General features: G+C 73.3%; 21 protein-coding genes. 6 read left to right on the top strand and 15 right to left on the bottom strand.

What is annotated here, in order from left to right; all coding sequences use genetic code 11:
- Positions 1-53: 53 nt before the first annotated feature.
- Positions 54-1,727, bottom strand: a complete 1,674-nt coding sequence (locus V6U88_RS26885; protein ID WP_442934707.1) for a bifunctional 3'-5' exonuclease/DNA polymerase — start codon at positions 1,725-1,727, stop codon at positions 54-56.
- Between the two features lie 158 nt (positions 1,728-1,885).
- On the opposite strand from V6U88_RS26885, the gene V6U88_RS26880 reads away from it, so the two are divergent.
- Both V6U88_RS26880 and V6U88_RS26875 read left to right on the top strand, forming a co-directional pair.
- Entirely contained in the window at positions 1,886-3,706 is a 1,821-nt protein-coding gene (locus tag V6U88_RS26880; protein WP_442934706.1) for an ABC transporter transmembrane domain-containing protein, read from the top strand.
- A complete protein-coding gene (locus V6U88_RS26875; protein WP_334457185.1) occupies positions 3,703-5,433 on the top strand; it encodes an ABC transporter ATP-binding protein in 1,731 nt (576 codons plus the stop codon). The genes V6U88_RS26880 and V6U88_RS26875 overlap by 4 nt, the downstream gene beginning before the upstream one ends.
- 83 nt (positions 5,434-5,516) lie before the next feature.
- Here V6U88_RS26875 and V6U88_RS26870 read toward each other — a convergent pair whose 3' ends face one another.
- Genes V6U88_RS26870 through V6U88_RS26850 form a run of 5 tightly spaced genes read right to left on the bottom strand, consistent with a single transcriptional unit; the run spans position 5,517 to position 10,520 of the window.
- Entirely contained in the window at positions 5,517-6,434 is a 918-nt protein-coding gene (locus V6U88_RS26870; protein ID WP_334457183.1) for a carbohydrate ABC transporter permease, read from the bottom strand.
- A 1-nt stretch (position 6,435) separates the two neighbouring features.
- A complete protein-coding gene (locus V6U88_RS26865; protein ID WP_334457181.1) occupies positions 6,436-7,344 on the bottom strand; it encodes a carbohydrate ABC transporter permease in 909 nt (302 codons plus the stop codon).
- A gap of 20 nt (positions 7,345-7,364) precedes the next feature.
- Positions 7,365-8,801 (bottom strand): N-acetylglucosamine/diacetylchitobiose ABC transporter substrate-binding protein, encoded by a 1,437-nt coding sequence (gene ngcE / locus V6U88_RS26860; RefSeq protein WP_334457180.1) that lies wholly within the window; start codon positions 8,799-8,801, stop codon positions 7,365-7,367.
- 25 nt (positions 8,802-8,826) lie between these two features.
- The gene (locus tag V6U88_RS26855) at positions 8,827-9,576 is read right to left on the bottom strand and encodes an SIS domain-containing protein (protein WP_334457178.1); all 750 of its coding nucleotides are present in this window, start codon (positions 9,574-9,576) and stop codon (positions 8,827-8,829) included.
- Positions 9,573-10,520, bottom strand: coding sequence for a MurR/RpiR family transcriptional regulator (locus tag V6U88_RS26850; protein WP_334457176.1), 948 nt, complete (start codon positions 10,518-10,520; stop codon positions 9,573-9,575). The genes V6U88_RS26855 and V6U88_RS26850 overlap by 4 nt, the downstream gene beginning before the upstream one ends.
- Before the next feature lie 201 nt (positions 10,521-10,721).
- Between V6U88_RS26850 and V6U88_RS26845 the strand changes: the two genes are divergently transcribed.
- The gene (locus V6U88_RS26845) at positions 10,722-11,711 is read left to right on the top strand and encodes an N-acetylglucosamine kinase (protein ID WP_334457175.1); all 990 of its coding nucleotides are present in this window, start codon (positions 10,722-10,724) and stop codon (positions 11,709-11,711) included.
- A 90-nt stretch (positions 11,712-11,801) separates the two neighbouring features.
- Here V6U88_RS26845 and V6U88_RS26840 read toward each other — a convergent pair whose 3' ends face one another.
- The 3 genes from V6U88_RS26840 to ngcE (V6U88_RS26830) form a co-directional block, all read right to left on the bottom strand.
- Positions 11,802-12,701: a carbohydrate ABC transporter permease gene (locus V6U88_RS26840; RefSeq protein ID WP_442934705.1), complete on the bottom strand. Its 900-nt coding sequence runs from the start codon at positions 12,699-12,701 to the stop codon at positions 11,802-11,804.
- The gene (locus V6U88_RS26835) at positions 12,698-13,606 is read right to left on the bottom strand and encodes a carbohydrate ABC transporter permease (RefSeq protein WP_334457173.1); all 909 of its coding nucleotides are present in this window, start codon (positions 13,604-13,606) and stop codon (positions 12,698-12,700) included. Before V6U88_RS26835 ends, V6U88_RS26840 begins: the two co-directional genes overlap by 4 nt.
- A gap of 64 nt (positions 13,607-13,670) precedes the next feature.
- Positions 13,671-15,086, bottom strand: a complete 1,416-nt coding sequence (gene ngcE, locus V6U88_RS26830) for an N-acetylglucosamine/diacetylchitobiose ABC transporter substrate-binding protein (RefSeq protein ID WP_334457171.1) — start codon at positions 15,084-15,086, stop codon at positions 13,671-13,673.
- Positions 15,087-15,280: 194 nt separating this feature from the next.
- Here ngcE (V6U88_RS26830) and V6U88_RS26825 point away from each other — a divergent pair, with 194 nt between their 5' ends.
- A complete protein-coding gene (locus tag V6U88_RS26825) occupies positions 15,281-16,720 on the top strand; it encodes an acyltransferase family protein (protein ID WP_334457170.1) in 1,440 nt (479 codons plus the stop codon).
- Here the strand turns inward: V6U88_RS26825 and V6U88_RS26820 are convergent.
- The 4 genes from V6U88_RS26820 to V6U88_RS26805 form a co-directional block, all read right to left on the bottom strand.
- Positions 16,692-18,200, bottom strand: coding sequence for a CoA-acylating methylmalonate-semialdehyde dehydrogenase (locus tag V6U88_RS26820; RefSeq protein WP_334457169.1), 1,509 nt, complete (start codon positions 18,198-18,200; stop codon positions 16,692-16,694). The two genes, V6U88_RS26825 and V6U88_RS26820, sit on opposite strands and share 29 nt — an antisense overlap.
- On the bottom strand, positions 18,197-19,504 hold the full coding sequence (locus tag V6U88_RS26815; RefSeq protein WP_334457167.1) for an aspartate aminotransferase family protein: 1,308 nt from the start codon (positions 19,502-19,504) through the stop codon (positions 18,197-18,199). The genes V6U88_RS26820 and V6U88_RS26815 overlap by 4 nt, the downstream gene beginning before the upstream one ends.
- 183 nt (positions 19,505-19,687) lie before the next feature.
- Entirely contained in the window at positions 19,688-20,512 is an 825-nt protein-coding gene (locus tag V6U88_RS26810; protein ID WP_334457166.1) for a hypothetical protein, read from the bottom strand.
- Between the two features lie 34 nt (positions 20,513-20,546).
- Complete coding sequence (locus V6U88_RS26805) at positions 20,547-21,419, bottom strand: hypothetical protein (RefSeq protein WP_334457165.1); 873 nt, start codon at positions 21,417-21,419, stop codon at positions 20,547-20,549.
- Between the two features lie 88 nt (positions 21,420-21,507).
- Here V6U88_RS26805 and V6U88_RS26800 point away from each other — a divergent pair, with 88 nt between their 5' ends.
- Entirely contained in the window at positions 21,508-22,476 is a 969-nt protein-coding gene (locus tag V6U88_RS26800; RefSeq protein ID WP_334457164.1) for a hypothetical protein, read from the top strand.
- Between the two features lie 29 nt (positions 22,477-22,505).
- Here V6U88_RS26800 and V6U88_RS26795 read toward each other — a convergent pair whose 3' ends face one another.
- On the bottom strand, positions 22,506-23,291 hold the full coding sequence (locus tag V6U88_RS26795) for a poly-gamma-glutamate hydrolase family protein (RefSeq protein ID WP_334457163.1): 786 nt from the start codon (positions 23,289-23,291) through the stop codon (positions 22,506-22,508).
- Positions 23,288-24,634 (bottom strand): UDP-N-acetylmuramoyl-L-alanine--D-glutamate ligase, encoded by a 1,347-nt coding sequence (gene murD, locus V6U88_RS26790; RefSeq protein WP_334457161.1) that lies wholly within the window; start codon positions 24,632-24,634, stop codon positions 23,288-23,290. The genes V6U88_RS26795 and murD overlap by 4 nt, the downstream gene beginning before the upstream one ends.
- 91 nt (positions 24,635-24,725) lie before the next feature.
- Between murD and V6U88_RS26785 the strand changes: the two genes are divergently transcribed.
- A complete protein-coding gene (locus V6U88_RS26785) occupies positions 24,726-26,075 on the top strand; it encodes a hypothetical protein (protein ID WP_334457160.1) in 1,350 nt (449 codons plus the stop codon).
- Positions 26,076-26,142 lie beyond the last annotated feature (67 nt).

The raw sequence follows: 26,142 nt of genomic DNA, 5'->3' as shown, positions 1-26,142 counted from the left end.
ACCCAACGAGCACCCGGGGCACCGGGTAGCGGGGCAAATAGGAAAATCGTGCGCTATGCCGCGTCGGCGTAGCAGTCGACGATGGACAGATCCAGCGGGAACCGGACCGGAGTGTCCCCGAACAGCAGCGCCGACGCCCGCTCGCCGGACCGGTTGACCGCCTCGGCGACCGCCTCGGCCTGCCCGGCCGGACAGTGCACCAGCACCTCGTCGTGCTGAAAGAAGACCAGCTCGGCATCGGTGCCGGCCAGCTCGCCCCGGAGCGTGGCGAGCAGCGTCGAGGCCCACTCGGCGGCGGTGGCCTGGATGACGAAGTTGCGGGTGAACCGCCCCCGGGAGCGGGCCGCCCGGGCGCGCGGGGACTGCGGGTCGGCACCGGGATCGACGCCCGCGTCGTCGCCGTCGACGAACCCCGCCGTGCCCGGCGGGCAGGTCCGCCCCAGCCAGGATCGGACCAGCCCGCCCGCCTCGCCGGTGCGGGCCGCCGCCTCCACGTAGCCGAACGCCGTCGGGTAGCTGCGCCGGAGCACCGCCAGCGCGGGCAGCGCCGCCCCGCCGGTCTGGCCGTACATCGCGCCGAGCAGGGCCACCTTGGCGCGGGCCCGGTCACCGGCGAAGGCGTCCTGGGCCAGCGCCGCGTAGAGGTCACCCGCCCCACCGGCCGCGGCCAGCCGGGCGTCGCCGGAGACCGCGGCGAGCACCCGGGGCTCCAACTGGCCGGCGTCGGCGACCACGAACCGCCAGCCCCGGTCGGCCACCACCGCCCGCCGGATCACCTTCGGGATCTGCAACGCGCCGCCGCCACGGGTCGCCCACCGGCCGGAGACCACCCCGCCCGGGACGTACTCCGGCTGGAAGCGGCCGTCGCGGACCCAGGCGTCGCGCCACGCGCGGCCGTGCGCCGTCCAGATCCGGTAGAGCTCCTTGTATTCCAGGACCAGCGGCACCGCCGGGTGGTCGACACCGCGCAGCACCCAGGCCCGGGTGTTGGGCAGCTCCACCCCGGCCCGGGCGAAGGCCCGCAGCAGCTCCGCCGGGGAGTCGGCGTGCACCTGGCGTACGCCGAAGGCGTCGGCGATCCGGGCGGCCAGCTCGGCGAGCCGGCGGGGCGGCCCGCCGACCGGGGACGCCTCACCGAGCAGCTCGCCGAGGATCGCGTCATGCACGTCGGCGCGCCAGGGCAGGCCGGCGGCGCCCATCTCCACCGCGATCAACGCGCCGGCCGACTCGGCGGCGACCAGCAGCCGGAACCGGCCCGGGTGCTCCGTCGCCGCGATCCGGGCGAGCTGGTCGGCGTACACCTGCACCAGGGCCTCGATGCCCGGACCCGGCGGCCCGGGGACGGCCTCGAAGAGGGCGCCCTGGCCGTCCCCGGGTGGAGCGGGCGGACGCGGTGGCGGGTCGGGTGGCACGGCGGCGCCGGTGAGCCGGGCGTACGCGGCGGCGAGCGAGCGCGGCTCGCCCCAGCGGCCCGCGTGGCCGAGCAGCAGGGCCTCGGTCAGCTCGACGTCGTGGCAGCGCTCGACCCGCACCCCGGCGCGCAGCAGCGCCGGATAGAGCGCCACACCCGACGCCCAGACCCAGCGCGGGTGATCGGCGGCCTCCCGCGCGGCGACGGCGGCGGCGAGGTCGACGACCGCCTCCGCCGCGCCGGCGGGACGCCCCTGGGCGTCGAGGGGCTGGAGCACTCCCCCGCCCCGCTCGTCCGCCACCACCGCCACCAGCACGGATGCGATTCTGCCTCGCCCCTGTGACAGCGGCGCAGCCGAACGCCCGCGCCGCTCCCCCGGCGCGCGTCGAGCCCTCTTCCGGGGCGGTCGTTCCCGGCGGCAGGAAGCCGACATACGGGTCGGTGCGGCGTCGATCTGATCGGTAGCGTGGGCGGGTGCCCCCGCAGATCCCCCATCCCGAACCCGGCATCGCGGACACCAGGGGGCCGTTGCGCTACATCTGGTGGCTGATCCGCTGCCAGCCCTGGCGGGTGCTGCGCGGCAGCCTGCTCGGCACGGCCTGGATGATCGGGCTGTCGGTCCGGCCCTGGCTGATCGCCCGTGCGGTCGACGACGGGCTGCGCGCCCACGACAACCGCGCCCTGTGGCTCTGGATCGCGGCGATCGTCGTGGCGGGCGTCGGGCTGTCGTACCTGGGCATCATGCGCCACCGCACGATGACCTTCATCCGGGAGGACGCGAAGGCCCGCTCGGCCGCCGTGGTGCTGCGGCAGCTCTCCCGGATCGGCGCGGTGCTGCCGCGCCGCGCGGCCGCCGGCGAGGTGGCCACCGTCGGCGGCTCCGACATCGACTGGACGGCGCAGGTGCTGACGTTGACCGGGCCGGGGGTCGGCGCGGTCGTCGCCTACGCGGTCATCGCCGTCGTGCTCTGGTCCATCTCCCCCTTCCTGGCGCTCTGCGTGCTGGTCGGCGTGCCGGCGGTCGGGCTGGTGGTCGGGCCCCTGCTGCGCCGCCTCGAACGGGCCGAGTCCGTCTACCGGCAGCAGCAGGGCGCCCTCACCGCCCGCTCCGGCGACATCGTGGCCGGGCTGCGGGTGCTCGCCGGGGTCGGCGGCCGGGACCTGTTCGCCCGCCGGTACGCCGCCCGGTCCCGGGCCCTGCTCGCCGAGGGCTACCGGGTCGGCGCGGTCAACAGCTGGATCGACGCGGCCACGATCGCCATTCCCGGGCTCTTCCTCGCGGCGGTGGTGTGGCTGGCGGCGCGGATGGTGGTGACCGGCGACATCAGCATCGGGGAGCTGGTCGCCGTCTACGGATACGTGGCGACCCTCGTCGTGCCGGTCTGGTTCCTGCTGGAGGGCAGCCACCAGCTGATCCGCGGCCGGGTGGCCGCCCGCCGGATCGTCGCCCTGCTCGACCTGACCCCGGACGATGTCGGCGGCCCACGGACCGGACCCGGTGGGCGACCTCCGGTGCCCGGCGCCCGCCGGCCGGCGGCGGCACCCGCGCCCGCCGGCCCCGCCGACCTGCACGACCCGGCGACCGGGTTGACCGTCCGCGCCGGTCGGCTCACCGCCGTCGCCGCCGACGACCCGGGCGCGGCGCTGGCGTTGGCCGACCGGCTCGGACGGTACGTCGTCTCCGACGCCACCTGGGGCGGCGTGCCGCTGACCGGGATCGCGCTGGACGAGGTGCGGGCCCGGATCCTGGTCGCCGACCACGACTCGTACCTGTTCGCCGGGAGCCTGCGCGACATCCTGCGCCCCCGGCCGGGCGCCGACGACCACCCCGGGCCGGGCACCGACGACGACCTGGTGGCGGCGCTGCGCGCCGCGTCCGCCGAGGACGTCGCCGAGGCCCTGCCGGACGGGCTCGACACCCCGCTCGACGCCCGGGCCCGCACGCTCTCGGGCGGCCAGCGGCAACGGATCCGCCTGGCCCGGGCGCTGCTCGCCGAGCCGGAGGTGCTGATCCTGGTCGACCCGACGTCCGCCGTGGACGCGCACACCGAGGCGCGGATCGCCGAGCGGCTGCACGCCGCGCGGGCCGGTCGGACCACCCTGCTGCTCGCCACGTCGCCGCTGCTGCTCGGCCGGGCCGACACGGTCGCCCACCTCCAGGCGGGCCGGATCGTCGCCACCGGCAGCCACGCCGACCTGCTCGACCGGGACCCGGGCTACCGACGGCTGGTGGACCGGGACAGCGCCGAGCCCGACCTCGACCGGCCCGCCGACGCCGAGGGGGCCTTCCCGTGAGCGCACTGCCGGTGGCCGACCGGAGCACGGTACGCCGCGCGCTGCGGGACCTGATCGGCCGGCACCGCCGCGCCGTGCTGGCCGTCCTGGCGCTGCACAGCGCCGCCGCGATCGCTGGGCTCGCCCCGCCGTGGCTGCTGGGCCGCATCGTCGACGGGGTGACCGGGGGCGCCGGCGTCGCAGACGTCGACCGGCTGGCCCTGGCGATCGGCGCGGCGGTCCTGGTGCAGGCACTGCTCTCCCGGTACGCCCAGTACGCGGGCCACCGCTTCGGGGAACGGGCCGTGGCGGAGCTGCGCGAGGACTTCGTCCACCGCACGCTCGAACTGCCCGTCTCCGTCGTCGAGCGGGCCGGCTCCGGGGACCTGGCCACCCGCAGCTCGGTCGACGTGTCCACCGTCGGCACCACCGTCCGGGACGTGGTGCCCACCATGGTCATCGCCTCGGTGCAGCTGTCGCTGCTGTTCGGGGCGGTCTTCCTGCTGCACCCGCTGCTCGGCCTGGCGGCGCTGGCCGGGCTGCCGTCGATCGGCGCGGCGACCCGGTGGTACCTGCGGCGGGCCAGCCCCGCGTACCTCACCGAGGGCGCGGCCGCCGCCGCGCTGACCGAGACGCTGACCAGCACCGCCGAGGGTGCCCGCACCGTCGAGGCGTTCCGGCTCGCCGACGAGCGGATCGCCCACGGCACCGCGCGGATCGCCCGGCTGTGGGCCGCACGGCGGGCGACGCTCAGGCTGCGGACGGTCTTCTTCAGCGTCGTGGAGGCCAGCTACCCGCTGCCGGTCGCCGCGGCGCTGCTGGCCGGCGGGTACCTGCTCGCCCAGGGTTCGGTCTCGCTCGGCGCGGTGGTCGCCGCCGCGCTCTACCTGCAACAGGCCATCGAACCGTTGGACCAGCTGTTGCTCTGGACGGAGCAGGCGCAGCGCGGCTTCGCCTCGTTCGCCCGGGTGCTCGGCGTCGGCCTGGTGCCGCCGGAGGCGCCCCGCACCACGCGCGCCCCCCGCGGCGAGCAACTCGTCGTACGCGGGGCCCACTTCTCCTACGCCGCCGGCCACGACGTGCTGCACGGCATCGACCTGGAGGTACGCCCCGGCGAACGGCTCGCCGTCGTGGGCCCGTCAGGGGCCGGGAAGTCCACCCTGGCCCGGCTGCTGGCCGGGATCGACGCGCCCCGGCAGGGCGTCGTCAGCATCGGCGGCTGCCCGGTCACCGACCTCGACCCGGCCGAGCGCCGCCGGCGGATCGCCCTGGTGACCCAGGAGCACCACGTCTTCATCGGCTCGGTACGCGACAACCTCGCCATCGCCGCCCCGGACGCCACCGACGAGCAGATGCGGTCCGCGCTGCGCACCGTGGGCGCCGACTGGTACGCCGAGCTGCCCGACGGCCTGGACACCCCGCTCGGCGACGGCGCCCGGCAACTCGCCGCGGCCGAGGCCCAGCAGCTCGCCCTGGCCCGGCTGGTGCTCGCGGACCCGCACACGCTCATCCTCGACGAGGCGACCGCCGCGCTCGACCCGACCACCGCCCGGCGCACCGAGCGGGCCCTCGCCGCCGTGCTCACCGGGCGTACCGTCATCGCGATCGCGCACCGGCTCAACACGGCGCACGACGCCGACCGGGTGGCCGTCCTGTCCGACGGCCGGATCACCGAGATCGGCAGCCACCACGACCTGGTCCGCGCCGACGGCGCCTACGCCGCGCTCTGGCGCTCCTGGCACCCCTGACCCACCGACCCCGCCCCGCCCGCGTTGTCGCGCCGGGAGATCGACCGGCACGGCCTGGGTCGGCGGGCGGGGCGGGGGTGGGGTTACTTGACGGCGCCGGAGGTGAGGCCGGACTGGATCTGCCGCTGGAAGAGCGCGTAGACGAGGATCATCGGGAGGATGGCGATGGTCAGCGCGGCGAACAGGCCGGACCAGTCCGCCTCGTAGCCGGCGTTGACCGAGATGTCGGCGATGCCCTGGGTGAGCACCCACTTGTCCTTGGCGTTGGAGAGCAGCACCAGCGGCAGCTGGTACTGCGCCCACTGGCCGATGATGTTGAAGATCGCCACGCTGATCAGGCCCGGCTTGGCCATCGGCAGCATCACCTGGAAGAACAGCCGGGTGTGCGAGCAGCCGTCGATCATCCCGGCCTCGGCCACCGAGTTCGGCAGCGTCTTGAAGAACGCGGCCAGGAAGAAGATCGTGAACGGCAGCGAGTAGGCGATGTAGACCAGGATCACGCCGGTGTGGGTGTCCAGCAGGCCCAGGTTCTTCACCACGAAGAAGAGCGGCACCAAGGCCAGGAAGACCGGGAAGGCCAGCCCCGAGACGAACAGGTAGTAGATCGCCCGGTTGCCCCAGAACTTGTAGCGGGCCAGCACGTACGCGGCCATCGAGCCGAGCAGCATGGTGCCGAAGGTGCTGCACGCCACCACGAACACGCTGTTCAGGAAGTACCGGCCGACGTGCGCCTTGGTCCAGGCCCGACCGAAGTTCTCCCAGCGCAGCTCCGCCGGGAGCGTCCAGGGGCTGCTGAAGATCTCGCTGGTGTTCTTGAACGCGGCCAGGAACGTCCAGAGGATCGGCACGATCACGATCACCGCCCAGACGGCGAGCGCGATCTGCCCGAGGCTGCTGAGCAGCCGTACCTCCTGGTGCTGGCGCTTGCGGCGGCGGGCGTCGGGAGCCGCGGCCGGCGGCGTGGCCCCGGACGTCGGCGGCAGCGTCGTCTGCGATGTCATCTCAGTACTCCACGCTTTCCCGCTTGGTCAGCCGCAGCGTCAGCGCCGCGAACGTGAGGGTGAGGAAGAACAGCGCCACGCCCATCGCCGAGGCGTAGCCGTACTTCGAGTAGACGAAGGCGTTGCGGTAGATCTCCACCGCCAGCACCGTCGTCGCGCCGTCCGGGCCACCGTTGTCCACCGAGAGGACCGCGACGATGGCGAACGCGTCGAAGGCGGCGATGCCGAGATAGACCCAGGCCACCTGGAGGGTGTCCCAGAGCAGCGGCAGGGTGACCCGGAAGAACAGGGTCACCTTGCTCGCCCCGTCCATCTCGGCCGCCTCGTAGATCTCGCCCGGGATGGAGGCCATCCCGGCCGAGAAGAGCACCACGTAGAAGCCGACGGCCTGCCAGACCAGCACCGCGATGATCGACCAGAGCGCCAGGTTCGGCTTGACCAGGAAGAGCACCGGGTCGAGGCCGATCTTCATCAGCACGCCGTTGATCAGCCCGGACTCGTTGGGCCGGTAGACCATCTGGAACAGCACCGCGATGATGGCCACCGCCAGGACCTGGGGGAAGAAGAACACCACCCGGTAGAACTTCGCCCCCCGGACCCCCTGGCGCTGCCCACCCACGCTCCGCCCGCCCACGTTGAGCAGGAAGGCGAAGAAGAGCGCGATGACGATGGTGATCAGCGGCAGGGCAAGCAGCAGTACGCCGTGGTGCTGGACCGCCTTCCAGAAGCTGCCGTCGTCGAGCAGCCGCCGGTAGTTGTCGAGGCCCACCCACTGCGGGGCGGAGAGCCCCCGCCAGTTGGTCATCGAGATCTGGAACGCCTGCGCGTACGGCGCGATGACGAAGACGACGTACAGCGTGACCGGGACGAAGAGGAACCCGATCACAAATGGATACTTGCCGTGCCGCATGATCCCGCTACTCCGATCGGTCAGCGCTTGAACTTGGCGACGGAGCTGTCCTTCTTGATCGCGTCGGCACGCTTCTGGATCCGCTCCACGAAGGCGTCCGCCTTGATCCGGCCGAACATCAGCTCGTTGGTGGCGGTCCGCGCCTCCGTGTCGAGCTCCTTGTACCAGCCGTCGAAGTACAGGTTGAACACGTCCTGGCCGGCCGCCTTGAGGGCGGCCTGCGAGCTGGCCACACCCGGCGGGAAGGCGAAGCCCTCGCTGCCGGCGGTGACCACGGTCGGGGCCTTGACCACCTCGGTGAAGCCCTTGGCGCCCGCGACGGAGAGCATCTGGCGCATGTACTCCAGGCCGCCACGCGGGTTCTTGGACTTGGCGGAGACGAAGTAGCCCTCACCGGCGGTGGCGCGCAGCGCCGTGGCCGGCAGCTTGTCCGAGGCGGACAGGCTCGGCACCGGCATCAGCTGGTACTCGAAGCCGGCCGGGGTGTCCTTCTTCTGCTCGCCCTCCAGCCAGTCGCCGCTGGGGTAGAAGGCCAGCTTGTACTGGTTCTGCCGCAGCTGCACGTCGGTGTGCTTGAGCCCCTCGAAGCTCTTGTCGACGTACTTGGCGCCGATCTCGGCCCACGCCTCGGCAGCCTGCTTGACCGCGTCCTGCTGCCAGGCGCCGTCCTCCAGGTTGTCGATGTTCTTCAGCACGTCCGTGCCGCCGATCTTGGCGGCGTGGGTGAGGATCACGTTCCACTGGTAGTAGGCGGCGTTCGCACCGGCGTAGCCGTACGGGGTGATGCCCTTGGCCTTGATCTTGTCGAGCAGGGCGGTGAACTCCGACCAGGTCTTGGCCGGCGCCCAGCCGTTGTCGTTGAACAGCTTGCCCGAGTACCAGATGCCGAAGACCGTGGAGACGTAGTAGAGCACGTACGGCTTGCCGTTGAACGAGCCCGCCTCGACGGTGCCCGGCACGACGGTGTCGCGGACCTTCTTGTTCGGGTCGTCGACCGACGGGGCGTCCCACAGCTCGGTGAGGTCCATCAGCTGACCGTCGGCCACCAGCGAGCCGAAGTCGATCAGCTTCTCGCCCGAGTTGTTGACGAACTCCGGCGGGTTGCCCGAGGCGAAGCGGGGCTGGAGCACCGTGGAGACCGCCTGGGTGGCCTGGTGCTTCACCTCCGCCTTGGGGAACGCCTTCTTGTAGAGCGGCTGGTGCACGTCGGTGGCGTACTTCTCGCCGTAGCCACCGTTGAAGATGACCACCTCCAGCGGCGCGTCCTCCTTGACGCCCAGCGGGTTGGTGGCGCTCTTGGTGCCCGTCTCGGCCTTGCTGCCCCCCTCGTCGGAGGTGCTGGTCGCGCAGGCGCCGAGCAGGCTGACCGCCGGGGTGGCGAGCAGGCCCGCGGCGGCGGCGCGGCCGAGCAGGGTACGGCGGCTGACCTCGGAAGGCTGGTCGGGGGTAATCGACATCGTCGTCTCTCCTTGTGGTGTCGGGTCAGGCGGTTCGCCGGAGACGCCCGGCGTACCGCGACTCGAGGGCGAGGTTGTGCTCGTCCCCACCGGGGACGTTGGCGGAGAGGTAGATAGGGGGTACCTCTCCGGCCTGGTGGAACCGTCGTACGACCTCCGCGGTCAACAGCTGCGCCAGCAGCGCGGTGGTGACCGAGGAGACCGCACAGACCGCGCCGCCGCCCTCGAGCGGCAGCAGTGCGTCGCCGTACGGCGCGCCGTTGTCCAGCACGACGTCGGCGAGATCGGCGAGCCGGTGACCGGACGGGTGGCGCGGGGCCACCCGGGCGGTGTGGGCGACCGAGGTGACCGCGATCAACGGGTGGCCGCCGGCCTTGACCAGCAGCGCCAGCTCGACGACCGAGCCGTTGATGCCGGACTGGGAGGCGACCACGAAGACGTCGGCCGGGTGCGGGTCGGCGAGGGCGTGCAGCTGGTGGGCGACGGCCGGGTCGCGCTCCAGCTTCGGGTCGGCGAGCAGGTCGCGGGGGGCGTCGCCGTGCAGCACCAGGTCGTGCAGGGAGAGCCGGTTGGTGGGCACCAGCCCGCCGGCCCGGGCGACCAGCTCGGCGGCGAACGCCTCGGAGTGCCCGGCGCCGAAGGCCTGGAGCACCCCGCCGGCGCGAAGGCTGGCGACGATCAGGTCGGCGGCCCGGCCGAGGGCCTCGGTCTGTGAGTCGACCACCCGGTCGAGGACCGGGCGGACGGCCTCGGCGTACCCCTGTGCGCTGATCATGAGGCGGCCCCCTTCGCGGCCTTGTGCCCGTCGACGGCCTGGGCGGTACGCCGGAAGGCCGCGTGGGCGCGGTCGTGGGTGCGCTGCGCCACGGCGATGTAGAGCAGGTCGAGCACGACGAGCTGCGGGTGCCGGGCGGAGAGCGCGTCCGGCCGGAAGGTGGTGGCCTGGCTGGCGGTGAGCAGCACGATGTCGGCCAGCTCGGCCAGCGGCGAGCGGGGGAAGCCGGTCAGCGCCACGGTGGTCGCGCCCCGGCTGTCCGCCTCGGCCAGCATCTCGATGGTCTCCCGGGTCTGCCCGGTGTGCGAGATGCCGAGCGCGACGTCCCCGACGCCGAGCAGCGCGGCGCTGGCCAGTCCCTCGTGCACGTCGCTCCAGGCCCAGGCGGCCACCCCGATGCGGTGCAGGCTGAACTGCATCTCCTCGCCGACCAGCGCGCTGCCGCTGGCGCCGAAGATGTTCACCCGGGACGCTCCGGCGATGGCCACCGCGGCGCGTTCCACCTCGGCGAGGTCCAGCAGCGCGGCGGTGTCGTGCATGGCCCGGGTGTCGGCGGCCATGATCTGGTCGAGCACCCGCTCCAGGGGGTCGCTCGGCTGGATCTCGCGGCCGATGTCGACGGTCCAGCCGGCCGACCGGGCCCGGCCGGTCTCCGAGGCGATGCCGAGCCGCAGGTCGGCGTAGCCGTCGAAACCCATGGCCCGGCAGAACCGGGTGATGGTGGCCGGGGAGGTGCCGCTGCGCTCGGCGAGCTCCACGATGGTGGCTCGGGCCGCCGCCTCCGGGTCGCTGAGCACGTGCTCAGCGACCCGGCGCAACGCCCCCGTCAGCTCGCCCGCGCCGGCCCTGACCCTGGCCAGCACCCCGTCGGCACCCCGCCGGTCGACCGTGTCGGCGTCGACCACCGCGGTCCCCGCGGAAGCGTCCACCTCATGATCCACCATCGGGAGCGCCTTTCGGATAAGAGTGTTTACTGTTAGTGGTAAAAGTTCTTACTGAAGGCCCCTCCTTGTCAATAGCGTGGGCGAAGTTTTCAAACTGTTACCTGGCGCACAGGGCCGCGACGGTCCCCCAGCTTGCCCCGACGGCACGCGGCGGACCAGCATGAAACCCGCCCGTACCGCCGCACCGGGAGGCCCGTGAGCATGTCCGACACCGTCGTGGTCGGTCTCGACGTCGGAGGTACGTCCACCCGCGCGGCCGCGTTCACCCTCGCCGGGGAGCGGCTGGGCACCGGCCGGGGCGGCGGCGGCAACCCGACCAGTCACGGCGCCGAGCGCGCCGCCGCCGAGCTGCTGACCGCGCTGCGCGGCGCGCTCGCCGGGGTCGACCCGACCCGGGTACGCGCCGGCACGATCGGCCTCGCCGGCGCCGCCCGCCTGCTGGCCGACCCGGCGGGGCGGGCCGCCTTCGACCGGGCCTGGGCCGAGGCCGGCCTGCGCTGCCCGTACGCGGTGCACGGCGACGCCCTCGTCGCGTACGCGTCGGGCACCGCCGCCCCGGACGGCACCGTGCTGATCGCCGGCACCGGGGCGATCGCCGCCCAGGTACGCGACCTGCGGCTGGACCGGGTCGCGGACGGGCACGGCTGGCTGCTGGGTGACGCCGGCTCCGGCTTCTGGCTGGGCCGCGAGGCGGTCCGGCGGCTGCTGGCCACTCTGGACCGCGCCGCCGCGCCCGGTCCGCTGGGCCGCCGGCTGCTCACCGAACTGCTCGGCGCGGCCGAGGTGGCGGCCCGCTCCCGGGACACCGTCGACGCGCTGATCCAGGCGGTGACCCGACGACCCCCGGTCGAGCTGGCCCGGCTCGCGCCGCTGGTGGTGACCGCCGCCGTCGAGGGCGAGCCGGAGGCGGTGGCGCTGCTCGACGGGGCCGCCGCGCACCTGGTCGACAGCGCCGCGCGGATCCGGCCGGCGGACGCGGTCACCCCGATCGTGCTCGGCGGCGGACTGCTCACCGGGGACACGCCGCTGGCGGCGGCGGTCCGCGCCGAGGCGCACCGGCGCTGGCCGGACGCCGACGTGCGTACGGCCGGCGACGGAGCCGCCGCGGCGGCCTGGCTCGCCGCCCGGGAACTGCCCGAGGTCGGCGACCCGCTGGCCCTGCACGCCCTGCTGGTCCCCGTCCCCCGCTGATCCCCTCCCGCCCCCCCCCGCCGACCCAGGGACTGTCGCTGCCCGGCGGGCCGGAGGGGTTCGGTCAGGCTGATCGGTAGCAGACAGGCCCTACTTGAGCTGGCCGGCGGTCAGGCCGGACTGCACCTGCCGCTGGAAGGCCACGTACACGGCGAGCACGGGCAGCACCGCGATGCTGAGACCGGCGAAGAGCCGGGCGTAGTCGCCGGCGTAGCCCTGGCTGACCGAGAGGGCGAAGAGCCCCTGGGCGAGCACCCACTTCGACTCGTCGCCCTGCATCAGCACCTGCGGCAGCAGGAACTGGTTCCAGTGGCTGAGGAAGTTGAAGATCGCGACGCTGATCAGTCCCGGACGAGCCATCGGCAGCATCACCCGGAAGAAGAGCCGGAAGTGACCGCAGCCGTCGACCAGCGCCGCCTCCGCCACCGAGGTGGGCAGGGTGCGGAAGAAGGCGGTCAGGAAGAAGACCGTGAACGGCAGCGAGTACGCCGCGTACACCAGGATCAGGCCGGTCCAGGTGCCGAAGAGCCCGGCGTTTCGGACCACGAAGAAGAGCGGCACCAGGGCGAGGAACACCGGGAACATCAGGCCGCCGACGAAGAGGTAGTAGACGACCTGCCGGCCCCGGAACTCGTACCGGGCGAAGACGTACGCGGCGGTGGCGCCCATCAGCATGGTCAGGCTGACCGACCCGGCCACCACCACCAGGCTGTTGAGGAAGTACCGGCCGATGTGCGCGCCCGTCCAGGCCCGGGCCCAGTTCTCGAGGCGCAGCGTCTCGGGCAGCCCCCACGGGTCGGCCAGGATCTCACCGTTGCTCTTGAACGAGCTGACGAACATCCAGAGCAGCGGCAGCACCGTCAGCGCGGTCCAGACCAGCAGGAAGCCGTGCGAGAAGACGTTGGCGACGCCGAGTTCCCGGCGCACCGGGCGGTCGGCGGAGCGCGCGGTCGGCACGGCGACCGGGGCGGCCTCGTCCAGGGTGGTCACGAGTACTCGATTCGGTCGCGTCGGCCGGCGCGCAGGGACAGCACCGCGACCGACAGGGTCAGGAAGAACATCACCACGCCGATCGCCGAGGCGTAGCCGAACTTGGTCTCGCTGCCGAACGCCGTGTCGTACATCCGCACGCCGATCACGTCGGTGGAGAAGTTCGGGCCGCCGTTGGTCATCAGCTGCACCAGGATGAAGCCGTCCAGGGCGAAGATGGCCAGGTAGACCCAGGCGACCTGGACGGTGTCCCAGAGCAGCGGCAGGGTGACCCGGCGCAGGGTGGTCAGCCGGGACGCGCCGTCGAGCATGACCGCCTCGTAGATCTCCTTCGGCACCGCCGACATCGCGGCGCCGAAGAGCACCACGTAGAAGCCGACGTTGCTCCAGACCATCACGGCCAGCACGCACCAGAAGGCGGTCCGCGGGTCGCCGAGCCAGGTCGGCGAGGCGAGCCCCACCGCGTGCAGCGCGCTGGTCAGCAGGCCCTTGTTGGGGTGGTAGACCTCCTTCCAGAGCAGCGCGATGATCACCACCGAGAGCACCTGGGGGAAGAAGTAGACGGTGCGGTAGAGCGCGCTGCCGCGTACCCCGGTCACGCCGGCCCGGCCCTTGCGCCCGCCCATGTTGAGCATGGTGGCGAAGAAGAGCCCGAGCACGATGGTCAGCACCGGCACCAGGGCCAGCAGGACCGCGTTGTTCTTCAGCGCGTTCCAGACGTAGTCGTCGCGCCAGAGCGCCTTGAAGTTGGCCAGCCCGACGGAGTTGGCGTCGGCGGAGTAGCCGAGCCAGTCGGTGGTGGAGATCTGGAACGCCTGCAGGTACGGCGATACGACGAAGACGACGTAGAGCAGCACCGGCGGCACCAGGAAGGTGATGATCAGCGGGTACTTGCCATGTTTCACGGTGGGCCCCAACTCCCGGCGGGCGGCCGGTGGGGACGCTGGCGCGTCCCCACCGGCCGGGATGTCACGCGGTGCGCTTGTACTTCTTGACCGAGCTGTCCTGGGCGATCGAGTCGGCGCCCTTCTGGCACTGGTCGAGGAACTCCGCCGGGCCGATCCGGCCGCTGAAGAACTCGCCGCACGCGGCGTCGACGAGGTTGCGCTCCAGCTTGCGGTAGTAGTTGTTGTAGACCCAGTTGAAGCCGTTGGCGCCGGACGCGTCCAGCGCCTTGACCACGGTGCTCAGCCCGTACGGCAGTTCGACACCGTCGGTGGCGCCGGCGACCACGGTGAGGCTGGAGACCTTCTTGGTGAAGTCCTGGGCGCCCTTCTTGGACAGCATGGTCCGGAAGTACTCCAGGCCACCGGCGACGTTCTTCGCCTTCGCCGGCACCATGAACGGCTCGCCCGCGGTGCCCCGGACCGCCTCGAACGGCAGCTTGTCGCCACTGCCCAGGCTGGGCGTGGGCTGGATGGTCATGTTGAACCCGGCCGGCGTGACGTCCTTCTGCTCGCTCTCCAGCCAGGAGCCGCAGGAGATGAAGGCGGCCTTGCCCTGGCACCAGGCGGTCTGCGACTGCTTGTGGTCCAGGCCGGGCGAGCCTTCGAGGATGTACTTGTCCTTGACGATCTGGTGCCAGGCGTCGGCCGCCGCCTTCATCGCGTCGGACTTCCAGGCGTTCGGCTCCAGGTTGTCGATCGCGGTGGCGACCGAGGGCCCGCCGAACTTGATCGCGGTGGAGATCAACGGCCAGCTCATGTAGCGGGGGTGCAGGCCGGCGTACGTCCACGGGGCGATGCCGGCGGCCTTGATCTGCTTGCAGAGCGCGATGTGCTCGTCCCAGGTCTTGGCGTACGCCCAGTTGCGCTCGCCGAAGAGCTTGGTGGAGTGCCAGATGCCGTAGACGGTGTAGGTGTAGTTGAACACCAGGAACCGGCCGTCGTACGAGCCGACCTCGACCGCGCCGGGCAGCAGGGTCTCCTTGACGGTCTTGCCGGGGATGTCGAGGCTCGGGGCCGCGAGCAGCTCGCCGAGGTCGGCGATGGCGTTCTGCGAGACCAGGCCGTTGAAGTCGATCTGGCTGGCACCGGAGTTGTTGACCACGTCCGGCGGGGTGCCGTCGACGAAGCGCGGCTGGAGGGTCTTGCTGATCTCCTGCGTGGCCGAGTGCTTGATCTCGGCCTTCGGGTACTTCTCCTTGTACATGGCCTCGTGGGACTTGGCGTACTCCTCGCCGAAGCCGCCGTTGAAGATCACCACCTCGAGCGGGGCGTCCTCCTTGACCCCCAGGGGGTTCTGCTCGCTCTTGGTGCCCTTGTAGGTGCCGCCGTCGGCCTTGTCGTCGCCACCACCGGTGGCGCAGCCGGCAAGCAGGCCGGCGGCGGGGGTGGCCAGCAGGCCGGCGGCAGCGGTACGTCGCAGGATGTCACGCCTGTTCATCAGCTCTCCTCGGATCGGGTCGGGCGGGCGCCCGGTGCATGGGGGATGGCGTCCACCGCGCGAGGCTCGTCGATTCTCTTCAGTTCGCCTGATGTTGCTGAAGAATTTCTACGGCAGGAGCGCGACGACTTCAACCCCCGGCGACCGATCCGTTATCACCACCGGCCCTCCCCGGGCTGGCATAGCCTGATCCCATGCGCCGCCTGCGCCAGCTCGCCGAGCGCACCCCGGCCGACCGGGAACGCTACGTCGACCTGCTCCGCGCGCTCGCGATTGCGATGGTGGTCCTCGGTCACTGGGCCGTCGCCGTGATCGGCCGCGACGCCGCCGGCCAGCCCACCGGACGGTCGGCGCTCGGCGACCTTCCCTGGCTGTATCCGTTCACCTGGCCGGCCCAGGTGATGCCGATCTTCTTCCTGGTCGGCGGCTACGCCAACGCGGCCTCGCTGACCCGGCGCCGGGACCGCGGCGGCGAGGCGACGAGCTGGTTGCTGGACCGGGCCGCCCGCCTGCTGCGGCCCACCACCGCGCTGCTGCTGGTCCTCGTCGCCGGGGCGGTGGTGGCCCGCACGGCCGGCGTCGACGCGCCGATGGTCCGCACCGTCGTCTGGTTCGCCAGCATCCCGCTCTGGTTCCTCGCCGCCTACCTCGTGGTGGTGCCGCTGACCCCGCTGACGTACGCGCTGCACCGGCGCTTCGGCCTGGCCGTACCGCTGGTGCTGGCGGCGCTGGTCGCGGCCGGTGACGTGGGACGGGCGGTGGGACCGGCGGAGCTGGCGCTGCCGAACTACCTCTTCGGCTGGCTCGCCGTCCACCAGCTCGGCTTCGCCTGGTACGAGGCCCGGCGACCGGACCGGCACGACGCCCGCGCACCCCGGCCCGCCGGGCCAGGGCAACCGGGCGGCGTGCGGTCGCGCCGCCTGCCGCTGTCGCGCCGGGCGGGCTGGACGGCACTGCTGGGCGGGCTGGCCGCGACGGTGCTGCTGACCGGCGTCGGCCCGTACCCGGTCGCCATGCTCAACATGCCGGGTGAGCGGCTGGACAACGCGGCGCCGCCCAGCCTGGCCCTGCTCACCCTGACCACCGCCCAGGTGGGGCTGATCCTGCTGCTGCGCGACCCGGCCGAGCGGTGGCTGCACCGCACCCGGCCGTGGCAGGCGGTGATCGCGGTGAACGCCGTCGTGCTCACGATCTTCCTGTGGCACCTGAGCGCCGCGGTGCTGCTGGTCGGCGCCCTGGACGCGGTGGGGCTGCTGCCGACGCCGCCGGCGGGCTCGGCCGCCTGGCTGGCCTGGCGGGTGCCCTGGGTGCTCATGCTGACCGTGGTGCTGGCCGTCCTGGTCGCCGTCTTCGGCCCCGTCGAGGCCCGCGCCGGGCGCCGCCGTACGGACCGGCGGCGCCCCCGCGACGGGCAGGGCGCCGCCGGCCGGCGGTGGGCCGGCGGGTGGGCGACCGCCCGCGCCGCGCTCGTCGCCGCCGGCTTCGCCGCCGTGGTCTACGCCCTGGTGGTCAACGCGGTGACGTCGAAGTCGGCGCCCGAGCCGCTGGGGATGCCCGTCCCGGCGCTGGTGGCGTACCTGGCCGGGGCGGGCGTGCTGCGGCTGCTCAGGTCTGGGTGGGAAAGCCGAGGTTGACCCCGCCGTGGCGCGGGTCGAGCCAGCGGCTGGTGACCACCTTGCCCCGGGTGAAGAAGCGCACCCCGTCCTCACCGTGCGCGTGCAGGTCGCCGAAGAGCGACGACTTCCACCCGCCGAACGAGTAGTACGCCATCGGCACCGGAATCGGCACGTTGATCCCGACCATGCCGACCTCCACCTCGTGCTGGTAGCGGCGAGCGGCGCCACCGTCGTTGGTGAAGATCGCCGTGCCGTTTCCGTACGGGTTGGCGTTGACCAGCTCGACCGCCTCGTCGTACGAGCCGACCCGGACGACGCCGAGCACCGGACCGAAGATCTCGTCGGTGTAGATCGACATGTCCGGGGTGACCCGGTCGAACAGGGTCGGGCCCAGCCAGAAGCCGCCGGACTCCCCGTCCGGGGTGACGTCCCGCCCGTCGACCACCGCCACCGCGCCGGCCGCCACGCCCGCCGCGACGTAGGAGCGGACCCGCTCCGCGTGCGCGGCGGTGACCAGCGGACCCATGTCGCAGCCGCGCCGCCCGTCGCCGGTGCGCAGCCCGGCCATCCGCTCGGCGATCTTGGCCACCAGGGCGTCGGCCACCGGCTCGACCGCGACCAGCGCCGAGATCGCCATGCACCGCTCCCCCGCCGAGCCGAAGCCGGCGTTGACCGCCGCGTCGGCGGCCAGGTCCAGGTCGGCGTCCGGGAGCACCACCATGTGGTTCTTCGCCCCGCCGAGCGCCTGCACCCGCTTGCCGGCCATCGACCCGCGCTGGTGCACGTAGCGGGCGACCGGGGTGGAGCCGACGAACGAGACCGCCCGCACCGCCGGGTGCTCCAGCAGCGCGTCGACCGCCTCCTTGTCGCCGTTGACCACGTTGAGCACCCCGTCGGGCAGGCCCGCCTCGACGAACCACTCGGCCAGCAGCAGCGCCGCGCTCGGGTCCTTCTCGCTCGGCTTGAGCACCACCGCGTTGCCGCAGGCCACCGCCACCGGCACGAACCACAGCGGCACCATCACCGGAAAGTTGAACGGCGAGATCACCGCCACCACGCCCAGCGGCTGCCGGATGCTGTACGAGTCGACCTCGGTGGAGACGTTCTCGCTGAACCCGCCCCGCAGCGCGGCGGGGATGCCGCAGGCGTACTCGATCACCTCCAGGCCGCGCTGCACCTCGCCGGCGGCGTCCGCGAGCACCTTGCCGTGCTCGGCCGTGATCACCTCGGCGAGCCGGTCGCGGCGGGCGTGGACCAGCTCGCGGAAGGCGAACAGCACCGCCGTGCGCTTCGCCAGCGAGGCGTCGCGCCAGCTGCGCGCCGCGCGCTCGGCCGCCTCCACCGCGACCGCGACGTCCGCGGCGGAGGCCAGCTCCACCTGCCCGGTACGCCGGCCGGTGGCCGGATCGAAGACGTCCCCGCGCCGCTGCGCGCCGCCGGAGATCCGCTTGCCGTCGACGAAGTGCCCGATGAGCGTCCCGTTCTCCGCCGCGCTCATGCCGCCACCTCCGCCGCCGCGCAGGAGCGGATGGCGTCGACCAGGATGGCCAGCCCCTCGCGGGCCTCGTCCTCGGTCAGCGTCAGGGGCGGGCCCATTCGCAGCACGTTGCCGTGCAGGCCGCCCTTGCCGGCGAGCAGCCCACCGGCCCGGCACGCCTCGAAGATCCGGGTGGTCAGCGCCGGGTCCGGCTCCGTGCCGCCCGGCCGGACGAACTCGATCCCGAGCATCAGCCCCTTGCCGCGTACCTCGGCGACGCAGTCGAGGCCGGCCACGGCGGCGCGCAGGCCGTCGGCGAGGATCGCGCCGGTGCGGGCCGCGTTGGCCTGGAGATCGTGGTCGCGCAGGTAGTCCAGGACGGCGTTGCCGGCGGCGGTGGAGACCGGGTTGCCGCCGAAGGTGGAGAAGCTGATCGCCGGCACCGACTCCAGCACGTCGGCCCGGCCGACCACGCCGGCGAGGGCGAAGCCGTTGCCGATGCCCTTGGCGAAGGTGAGCAGGTCCGGCGTGACGCCGTGCGCCTGGTAGCCCCAGAAGTGTTCGCCGGTACGCCCCCAGCCGGTCTGCACCTCGTCGGAGATCAGCAGGATGCCGTGCTCGTCGAGGACCTTCTTCCAGGCGGCGAAGAGCCCGTCCGGCGGGGCGACGAAGCCGCCCACGCCCTGGATCGGCTCGGCGATCAGGCAGGCCACGTCCCCGGCGGTCTGGGTGGCGAGGACCTCGCGCAGGTCCTCCACCGCCGCGTCGATCCGGTCGGACTCGTCGAGGCGGGCCAGCAGGCCGCGCAGCCGCTCGCCGGAGTGCAGCCAGGCCACCTGGAGCGGGTTGAGCGCGCTCGCCGTCCAGCTCCGGTTGCCGGTGACGCCCATCGCCGCGTACGACCGGCCGTGGTAGCTGTTGCGCACCGCCAGGATCTGGTGCGAGCGGCGGTGGTTGGTGGCGACCAGCAGCGCCGCCTCGTTCGCCTCGGTGCCGGAGTTGGTGAAGAAGACCCGGGCGTCCGGGATGCCGGAGAGCCGGGCGATCTTCTCGGCCAGTTCCACCTGCTGGCGGATCAGGTAGAGGGTCGAGCTGTGCACGATGCCGGTGCTCAGCTGCCGCTGCACCGCCTCGCGGATCTCCGGGATGTCGTAGCCGATCATGTTGGTCAGCACGCCGCCGAAGAAGTCCAGGTAGCTGCGGCCCTGCGCGTCGGTCACCCGGCGGCCCGAGCCGGACACCAACTCGATCGGCTCGGCGTAGTAGAGCGGCATCCAGGACGGGAGCACGGCCCGGTGTCGGGCCAGCAGGTCGTCGGAGGTCATCGTCGCACCCTTCAGCGGCGGCGGATTCGCGTTCCTCGCACGCTTCCATCACCCGGGAACAGGGACAACTGTCACTGTGTAGCGCAGCCGGGGTGGCGGCCCGACAGCGTGTCAACTCGTCCGGTGCGATTTCCGGGGCGAAGCGTGGCGTCCGCGCCTCTTTCCGGTGGGGGTCAGGCCGATCTACGACTCATTCCGTACCGCCGGCCCAGCCCCGCCCTGCGGGGACCCCGGCACGGCGTCCCCGCCGGGGAGCCTCCGCGCCGCCATGCCGGCGCGGGCCGGGACGGGCCGTCCGGAATGGACGAGGCGCGGCAGGTGCAGGGCGGTGGCCAGCACCGCGAAGGCGGCCCAGCCCCCGGCCAGGGCGAGGGCCGGCGGCCCGTCCTGGAGGTGGTGGTAGGCGGTGAGGAACCCGACCAGCGCGAGGCTGTTGCGGGCGAAGTGCCGGCTGAAGTCGACCAGCTCACGACGGGCCTCGACGGCGACCAGCACGCCGGAGTAGGGGAAGGTGACCACCATCCCGCGCAGCAGCTGGCCGAGCAGCCCGGTGAGCATCGCCCCGGCGAAGATCACCGCGAGCTTGGCCGGGGCGGGAAGACCGTCCCGCCGGGCACCGGTCGGCGCGGGGGTCGCGACGCGGGCGCGGCGGCGCAGCACCGCCATGGCCAGCAGCCAGAGCACCACCGTGCCGGCCAGGGCCGGCCCGAACGGCACCGGGACCGCCAGCAGGCCGGCGCTCAACGCCACGTAGGCGGCGACCCCGGCCAGGTCGGCCAGCAGGATCGGCCAGCGCAGCCGGTGGTGGGTCAGCGCCACGGTGACGAAGAAGAGGTTGAGGCCGAGCACGCCGAGCAGCTGGGCGCCGTCCACCCGGTGGTCGGTGGTGACCAGGGCCAGCGTCATCGGCAGCGGGAGGCTGTAGACGAACGCCCGCAGCCGCACCGAACGGATGACGCTGACCGCCCACACCACGGCGGTCACCAGGAGCACGGCACTCCACGTCATGGCCGGCCCGCCTCCCCACCGCCCGCCGGGGCGGTCAGTCCTGGAAGGTGGCGACGCTCGCGCACTGGTCGAACACCCGGGTGAGCCGGTCGACGTCCGCGCGGTTGACCGAGAACTGGTTCTCGGTGATCTCCCCGTGCACGCTCATCTTGGCCTCCCAGCAGCTCGCGCCGTCCCAGAGCGCCAGGTTGACGTGCAGGTGCGGGCTGAGGGCACCCAGCGGCAGCAGGCCCACCCGCACCCCGGCCCGGCGCTGCTCGTCCACCAGCTCGGTCAGCTCGTCGGAGAGCGTGGCGTAGACGAAGACCCGGGTGATCCGCACCCCGCGCGCCAGGGCCGCCAGGTTCGCCTCCCAGTAGCGCCGCCCGATCTCGCTGCGCCACCAGCTCAGCTCGCCGCTGGCCCGGGGCGCCAGGTTGGTCAGCCCGTCCAGCCGCCGGGTGCAGTCCCGGGTGGCGCCGATCAGGTCCTCGTCGTCGTCGCCCGGCCGGACGATCCGCCCCGCGGCGAGCTGTTCGGCCTCGATCCGGAACTGCTCGTAGCGGTGCCGCGCCTGTGCCGCGACCCGGGTGTCCGCGTGCCGCTCGGCCGCCTCCCGGACCGCGCTGACCAGCTGCGGCGTGCTCTGCACCAGCCAGGGCGGGCCGTCCAGCAGGGTACGCAGGTGGAACCGGCGCTCCGCGCGGGCCAGCGAGTCCACCAGCAGCGAGATGGTGATGCCCATCAGCCCCGCCAGCAGCGACTCCACGCCGCTGGCGGCGTTGGTCAGGTCGAGCGCGACGGAGAGCGCGATCGACAGCGTGATGCCGATCAGGGCCACCGGATCGGTGTGCGCCATCAGCCGGACCACACCGCCGGCCGAGCCGGTACGCCCGGCGGAACGTCGACGGAGCACGTCACCCGCCATCGGCAGCCCTCCGATCTGGTGATGCGGCCAGGGTAGTGCCGATCCACAAGGGCCCGTCGCGCCCGCCGGCCGCCGGTACGATCCGGTGGTGCGGATCGCGGACGTGGCGCTGCCGACCGGGTCGGCGGTCGCGTCGCCGGCGCAGCTCGCCCGGGGGTTGCGTGCCTGGGTGGAGTCCCCGCCGCTGCGCGCGCTGGTCGCGCGCTTCGGTGGCGAGTGGCCGACCGGTGACCTGGCGGCGGTGCTGGCCGGGTTGGACGACTTCTCCGCCCGGCACTGGGACTTCCGGGCCGGCCGGGAACGCCCCGAGGCGCGGGAGCCGGCCCTCGACCCGACCACCGCCGCTCTGGTGCTCGCCACCGCCGAGGCGCTCGGCCTGGTCCGCCCGGTGCCACCGGCCCGCCCCGGGTACGCCCACCTGGTGGTCCTGGGCGGGCTGGCGCACGCCGGCCTGCGGCGCGTCGCGTACGCGGCCCACCTGGTGCGGCACGGCCCGACGGTGGCGGGGGAGGTGGCCGTGCTCGGCAGCTTCCGGCCGCTGTCCGAGGTGGAGCGGGCCGTGCTGGCCGGGGCGGGGATCGCGGCCGACACCGAGGTGGACGCGCTCGACGCCGCGGTCCGGTCGGTGTTCGGGGTCGCCACGCCGAGCGAGGAGGACGGGCACGACGCCGGTCATGCACACCACTCCTGGTCCTCGCGGACCTACCGGCCGGAAGGGCTGCCGCCGGTACGGGTGCTCGCCGCCCCGTCCAGCGAGCCGGAGCGGCGGCGGGCGCACACCGCGGACACCCAGCGGTTCTGGGCCGGGCACGTCCGGCTCTCCCCCGGCGACGCGCTGCTGGTGGTGACCGCGCCGATCTACGTGCCGTTCCAGCACTGCGACGCGCTGCGCACCCTGGCGGTGCCGTACGGCTGCGCGGTCGACACCGTCGGCGTCGACCCGGCCCTGCCCGACCTGGTCCGGCTCCCCGAGCCGACCCTCACCCCGGGGCGCTACCTGCAGGAGATCCGCTCGGCCATCCGGTCGATGCGGGCCCTGCACGAGGCGCTGGGCTGACCGGGCCGGGCCCGCTCGGGTAAGGGCCGTCAGGCGTCGGCGCGCAGGGCGAGTGCCGTCCGGGTCGCGGACACGAAGTCCCAGAACAGCGGCCGGGTGGTGTGCTGGCGTTCGGCGGGGGTGTTGGTGCCGAACATCGCCTCGCGCAGCGGCGTGGTCAGCTCCAGTTGCGCGCCCGCCCTCGACGACGTCCGGTTGCAGATGTTCCGCAGGCTGGTGCCGTCGATGGCGCCGTTGGCCCGCCGGGCGACCGTGACGCCGACCTTCGCCAACTCCCGGCGCAGCAGGTCCCGCAGCGTGGCGTCCAGCCCGCCGATCACCACCGCCTCGGTCCCGTCCGGCTCACCGGCCTGCGCCGCCGTGCACCCGTGCAGGGCGACCGCGTGGCGGACGCCGCCGCAGATCGACTCCGCCCACGGGTCGTCGCAGTTCACCGAGGTCACGTGCAGGGCGGCGTTGCCGGAGCCGAGCAGCCCCTCGAACATCCAGTAGTGGTGCAACCCCTTGCCGTCGGTGCTCGGCTCCAGGGTCGCCGGGTGATGGCCGGCGACCGCGAGGCACAACTCCGACGTGCCCGCCTCGATGCCGCCACCGTGCGGCGCGAGGACCGCCGTCTGCGTCCTCCCCGTCGCGCAGGCGGGGTGGTCGTCCGGGGCGCACCGGTGGCAGCAGCGCAGGGCGTACTCGGCGCCCTCGACCAGGCCCGGGTTGGCATACAGCTCGGTGTTGGAACCGTACCGGTCGGTGGGGTGCGCGCGGCGCGGACGGGAACCGGCGGGCTCCCCGGCTCCGGCCTGGCCTCCGGCGGCCGTCACGGCGCGGTGTCGGCGACCGCCTGGGCGAACACCTCGGAGCGGTGCTCGAAGTTGCGGAACCGCCCGTAGCTGGGCGCGGCCGGCGAGAGCAGGACCACCCCGCCGGCCGGGGTGAGCTTGCGGGACAGTCCCACCGCCGCGACCAGGTCCTCGGCGGTCTCGGTACGCACCCCCGGCAGTCCGGCCAGCGCCTCGACGATGCGGGGGCCGCTGTCCGGGATGCCGATCACGGTGATCTCCCGCTCGGCGAGGTGCGCGGCGAGCGGGCTGTAGTCCAGGCCCCGATCGGTGCCGCCGACGATCACCGTCAACGGCCGCCCCTCGTACGCGTCGATCGCGTGCATGGCCGCGTACGGGCTGGTGGCGAGGGTGTCGTCGACGAAGGTGAGCCCGGACGGGTCGGCGATCTCGGTCAGCCGGTGGGCCAGGCCCTGGAACTCGGCGACCGCCACGGCCAGGGTGTCCTTGCGCGCCACCACGTCCACGCCGAGCGCGTCGAGCACGGCCAGCGCCACGCAGAGGTTGCCCTCGTTGTGCCGGCCGACCAGCGGCAGCACGGCGCGCGGGAAGAGCGGCTGGTCGGCCAGGTGGAACCAGGGCGTGCCGTCGGGGCCGCTCGCCACGTGGGCGGTGTCGGGCCGGCCGGCGCGCACGGCGGCCCGGTCGCCGAGTTCGAGGGCGAGCCGCGGGTCGGCGCCGTTGACCACCACGGTCCGCGGGCCGTACGCCAGCAGGTTGAGCTTGTCCCGGTAGTACTCGGCCTCGCCGCCGTGCGCGTCGAGGTGCTCGGGGAAGAGCGCGGTGACCACGGCGACCCGCGGCGATTCGGTCAGGTCGCTGCACTGGTAGCTGGACAGTTCCAGCACGTACAGGTCGGCCTCGGGCAGGTCGAGGGTGGGCACCCCGATGTTGCCGCCGAAGACGTTGGGCCGGTCGACCGCGGCGAGCAGGTGGCTGATCAGGCTGGACGTGGTGCTCTTGCCCTTGCTTCCGGTGACCCCGACGGTCCGGTCCGCGTGGTCGGCCATCCAGAGCGCGGTGCCCTGGGTGATCGTGGCGGCCCGGGCGCGCAGCTGCACCATCCAGGGGTGGGTGTTCGGCACGCCCGGGGAGCGGACCACGACGTCGGCGGCGGCCAGCCGGTCGAAGCCCGCCTCGCCGGTGACCAGGGGCGCGGCCTCGGCGAGCGGCCCCTCCCAGGGCAGGGTGAGGAAGTTGGCGCTGTCGTCCACGGCGACCAGGTCGGCGGGGCCGTGCGCGGCGATGGCGGTCACGGCGGCCCGGCCCTCACGGCCGGCCCCCCAGACGGCGACGGTACGTCCGCGCAGGTCAGACAGGCGCACGGGCTCTCTCCTCGGGGATCTCGACGGCGTGGCACGGGGCATGGTCCGCGCAGCCGGACACGGCCGGACGAACCAGGGCCTAGTATGGCGTGTGCCCAACGAGCAGCTCCGGCGGATGGACGCCTTCACTTTCCCGTCCTACTCGATCGACCTCGCCACCGGTGAGGCGTTGTTCGACTACAAGCTGACCGGCCCCGACGGTGAGCAGCGGTTCACCGAGGTGATCACGCTGCCGCTGCCCGCCGACCCACCGTCGGACGACACCGTGGCCGCCCTGGGCCGGGTCCTGGAGTTGCTGCACGTGGTCGCCGGCGTCAGCTACTACAAGGCCGCCGCGCCGCGCCGGCTGGTGCTGCCGGCGCCGCTGGGCCCGGCCGCCGCCGAGCTGGTCACCGCCGTCTACACCAAGGGCCTGGCCGAGTACGCCTACCGCAACCAGCTGCCGCACGTGCTCGATCTGCGCCCCGAGGTGCCCTCCGGCACCGTCTCCCCGGCCCGCGAGTACGACGACTCCGACCGGCGTCCGCTCTCGGCGGTCGGCGGCGGCAAGGACTCCATCGTCAGCCTGGAGGCGCTGCGCAAGGCCGGCTTCGACCCGGTGCCGTTCTCGGTCAACCCGAACCACGTGATCGTCTCGGTGAACGAGGCGTCCGGTCTCGCCCCGCTGGCGGCCCGCCGGCGGATCGACCCGGTGCTGTTCGACCTCAACGCGGCCGGCGCGCTCAACGGCCACATCCCGGTCACCGCGATCAACTCGCTGATCGCGGTCGCCACCGCCGTGCTGCACGGGCTCGGGCCGGTGGTGATGTCCAACGAGCGTTCCGCGTCCGACCCGAACCTGATCTGGAACGGTCACGAGATCAACCACCAGTGGTCCAAGGGCGTCGAGGCGGAGGGGCTGCTGCGGGCGGCGCTGGCCGAGCACGCCGGTCTCACCGAGCCGTACTTCTCGCTGCTGCGCTCGCTGTCGGAGCTGCACATCGCCCGGCTCTTCGCCGGGATCGACCGGTACGACGCGGTGGTGACCAGCTGCAACGCCGCGTTCAAGCTGCGCGACGCGAGCGAGCGCTGGTGCCGCGACTGCCCGAAGTGCCGGTTCGTCTTCCTGGCCATGGCGCCGTTCATGCCGCGCGAGCGGGTGGTGCGCATCTTCGGCGACGACCTGCTGGCCGACGAGAGCCAGATCCCTGGCTACCGGGAGCTGCTCGGCGTGGACGGGCACAAGCCGTTCGAGTGCGTCGGCGAGGTGGAGGAGTCGGTGGTGGCGCTGAGCCTGCTCGCCGAGCAGGAGCAGTGGCGCGAGGCCCCGGTCGTCCGGGCCCTGGTCGACGCGGTCCCGGAAACCGCCTGGTCGGCCGCGGCAGCCTCCGACGTCTTCACCCCCGGCGGCCCGAACTTCGTCCCCGCCCCCTACGCCAAAACCCTCACCGCCCTCACCTGACCCCCCCGGCACCAGCCTGGTTGATCATGAAGTTGGCGGGGACGGAACGGGCGAATCCCGCCGCCAA

The organism is Micromonospora sp. CPCC 205739, from assembly GCF_036906795.1.
GTDB lineage: Bacteria > Actinomycetota > Actinomycetes > Mycobacteriales > Micromonosporaceae > Micromonospora.
Note: the sequence above shows the minus strand (reverse complement) of the source record. Positions and strands in the feature narration are given on the sequence as shown.

Coding starts and splice junctions, on each gene's coding strand:
- V6U88_RS26870 (WP_334457183.1), bottom strand. CDS start 6,434: ATGACATCGCAGACGACGCTGCCGCCGACGTCCGGGGCCACGCCGCCG.
- V6U88_RS26865 (WP_334457181.1), bottom strand. CDS start 7,344: ATGCGGCACGGCAAGTATCCATTTGTGATCGGGTTCCTCTTCGTCCCG.
- ngcE (WP_334457180.1), bottom strand. CDS start 8,801: ATGTCGATTACCCCCGACCAGCCTTCCGAGGTCAGCCGCCGTACCCTG.
- V6U88_RS26855 (WP_334457178.1), bottom strand. CDS start 9,576: ATGATCAGCGCACAGGGGTACGCCGAGGCCGTCCGCCCGGTCCTCGAC.
- V6U88_RS26850 (WP_334457176.1), bottom strand. CDS start 10,520: ATGGTGGATCATGAGGTGGACGCTTCCGCGGGGACCGCGGTGGTCGAC.
- V6U88_RS26845 (WP_334457175.1), top strand. CDS start 10,722: ATGTCCGACACCGTCGTGGTCGGTCTCGACGTCGGAGGTACGTCCACC.
- ngcE (WP_334457171.1), bottom strand. CDS start 15,086: ATGAACAGGCGTGACATCCTGCGACGTACCGCTGCCGCCGGCCTGCTG.
- V6U88_RS26825 (WP_334457170.1), top strand. CDS start 15,281: ATGCGCCGCCTGCGCCAGCTCGCCGAGCGCACCCCGGCCGACCGGGAA.
- V6U88_RS26820 (WP_334457169.1), bottom strand. CDS start 18,200: ATGAGCGCGGCGGAGAACGGGACGCTCATCGGGCACTTCGTCGACGGC.
- V6U88_RS26815 (WP_334457167.1), bottom strand. CDS start 19,504: ATGACCTCCGACGACCTGCTGGCCCGACACCGGGCCGTGCTCCCGTCC.
- V6U88_RS26810 (WP_334457166.1), bottom strand. CDS start 20,512: ATGACGTGGAGTGCCGTGCTCCTGGTGACCGCCGTGGTGTGGGCGGTC.
- V6U88_RS26805 (WP_334457165.1), bottom strand. CDS start 21,419: ATGGCGGGTGACGTGCTCCGTCGACGTTCCGCCGGGCGTACCGGCTCG.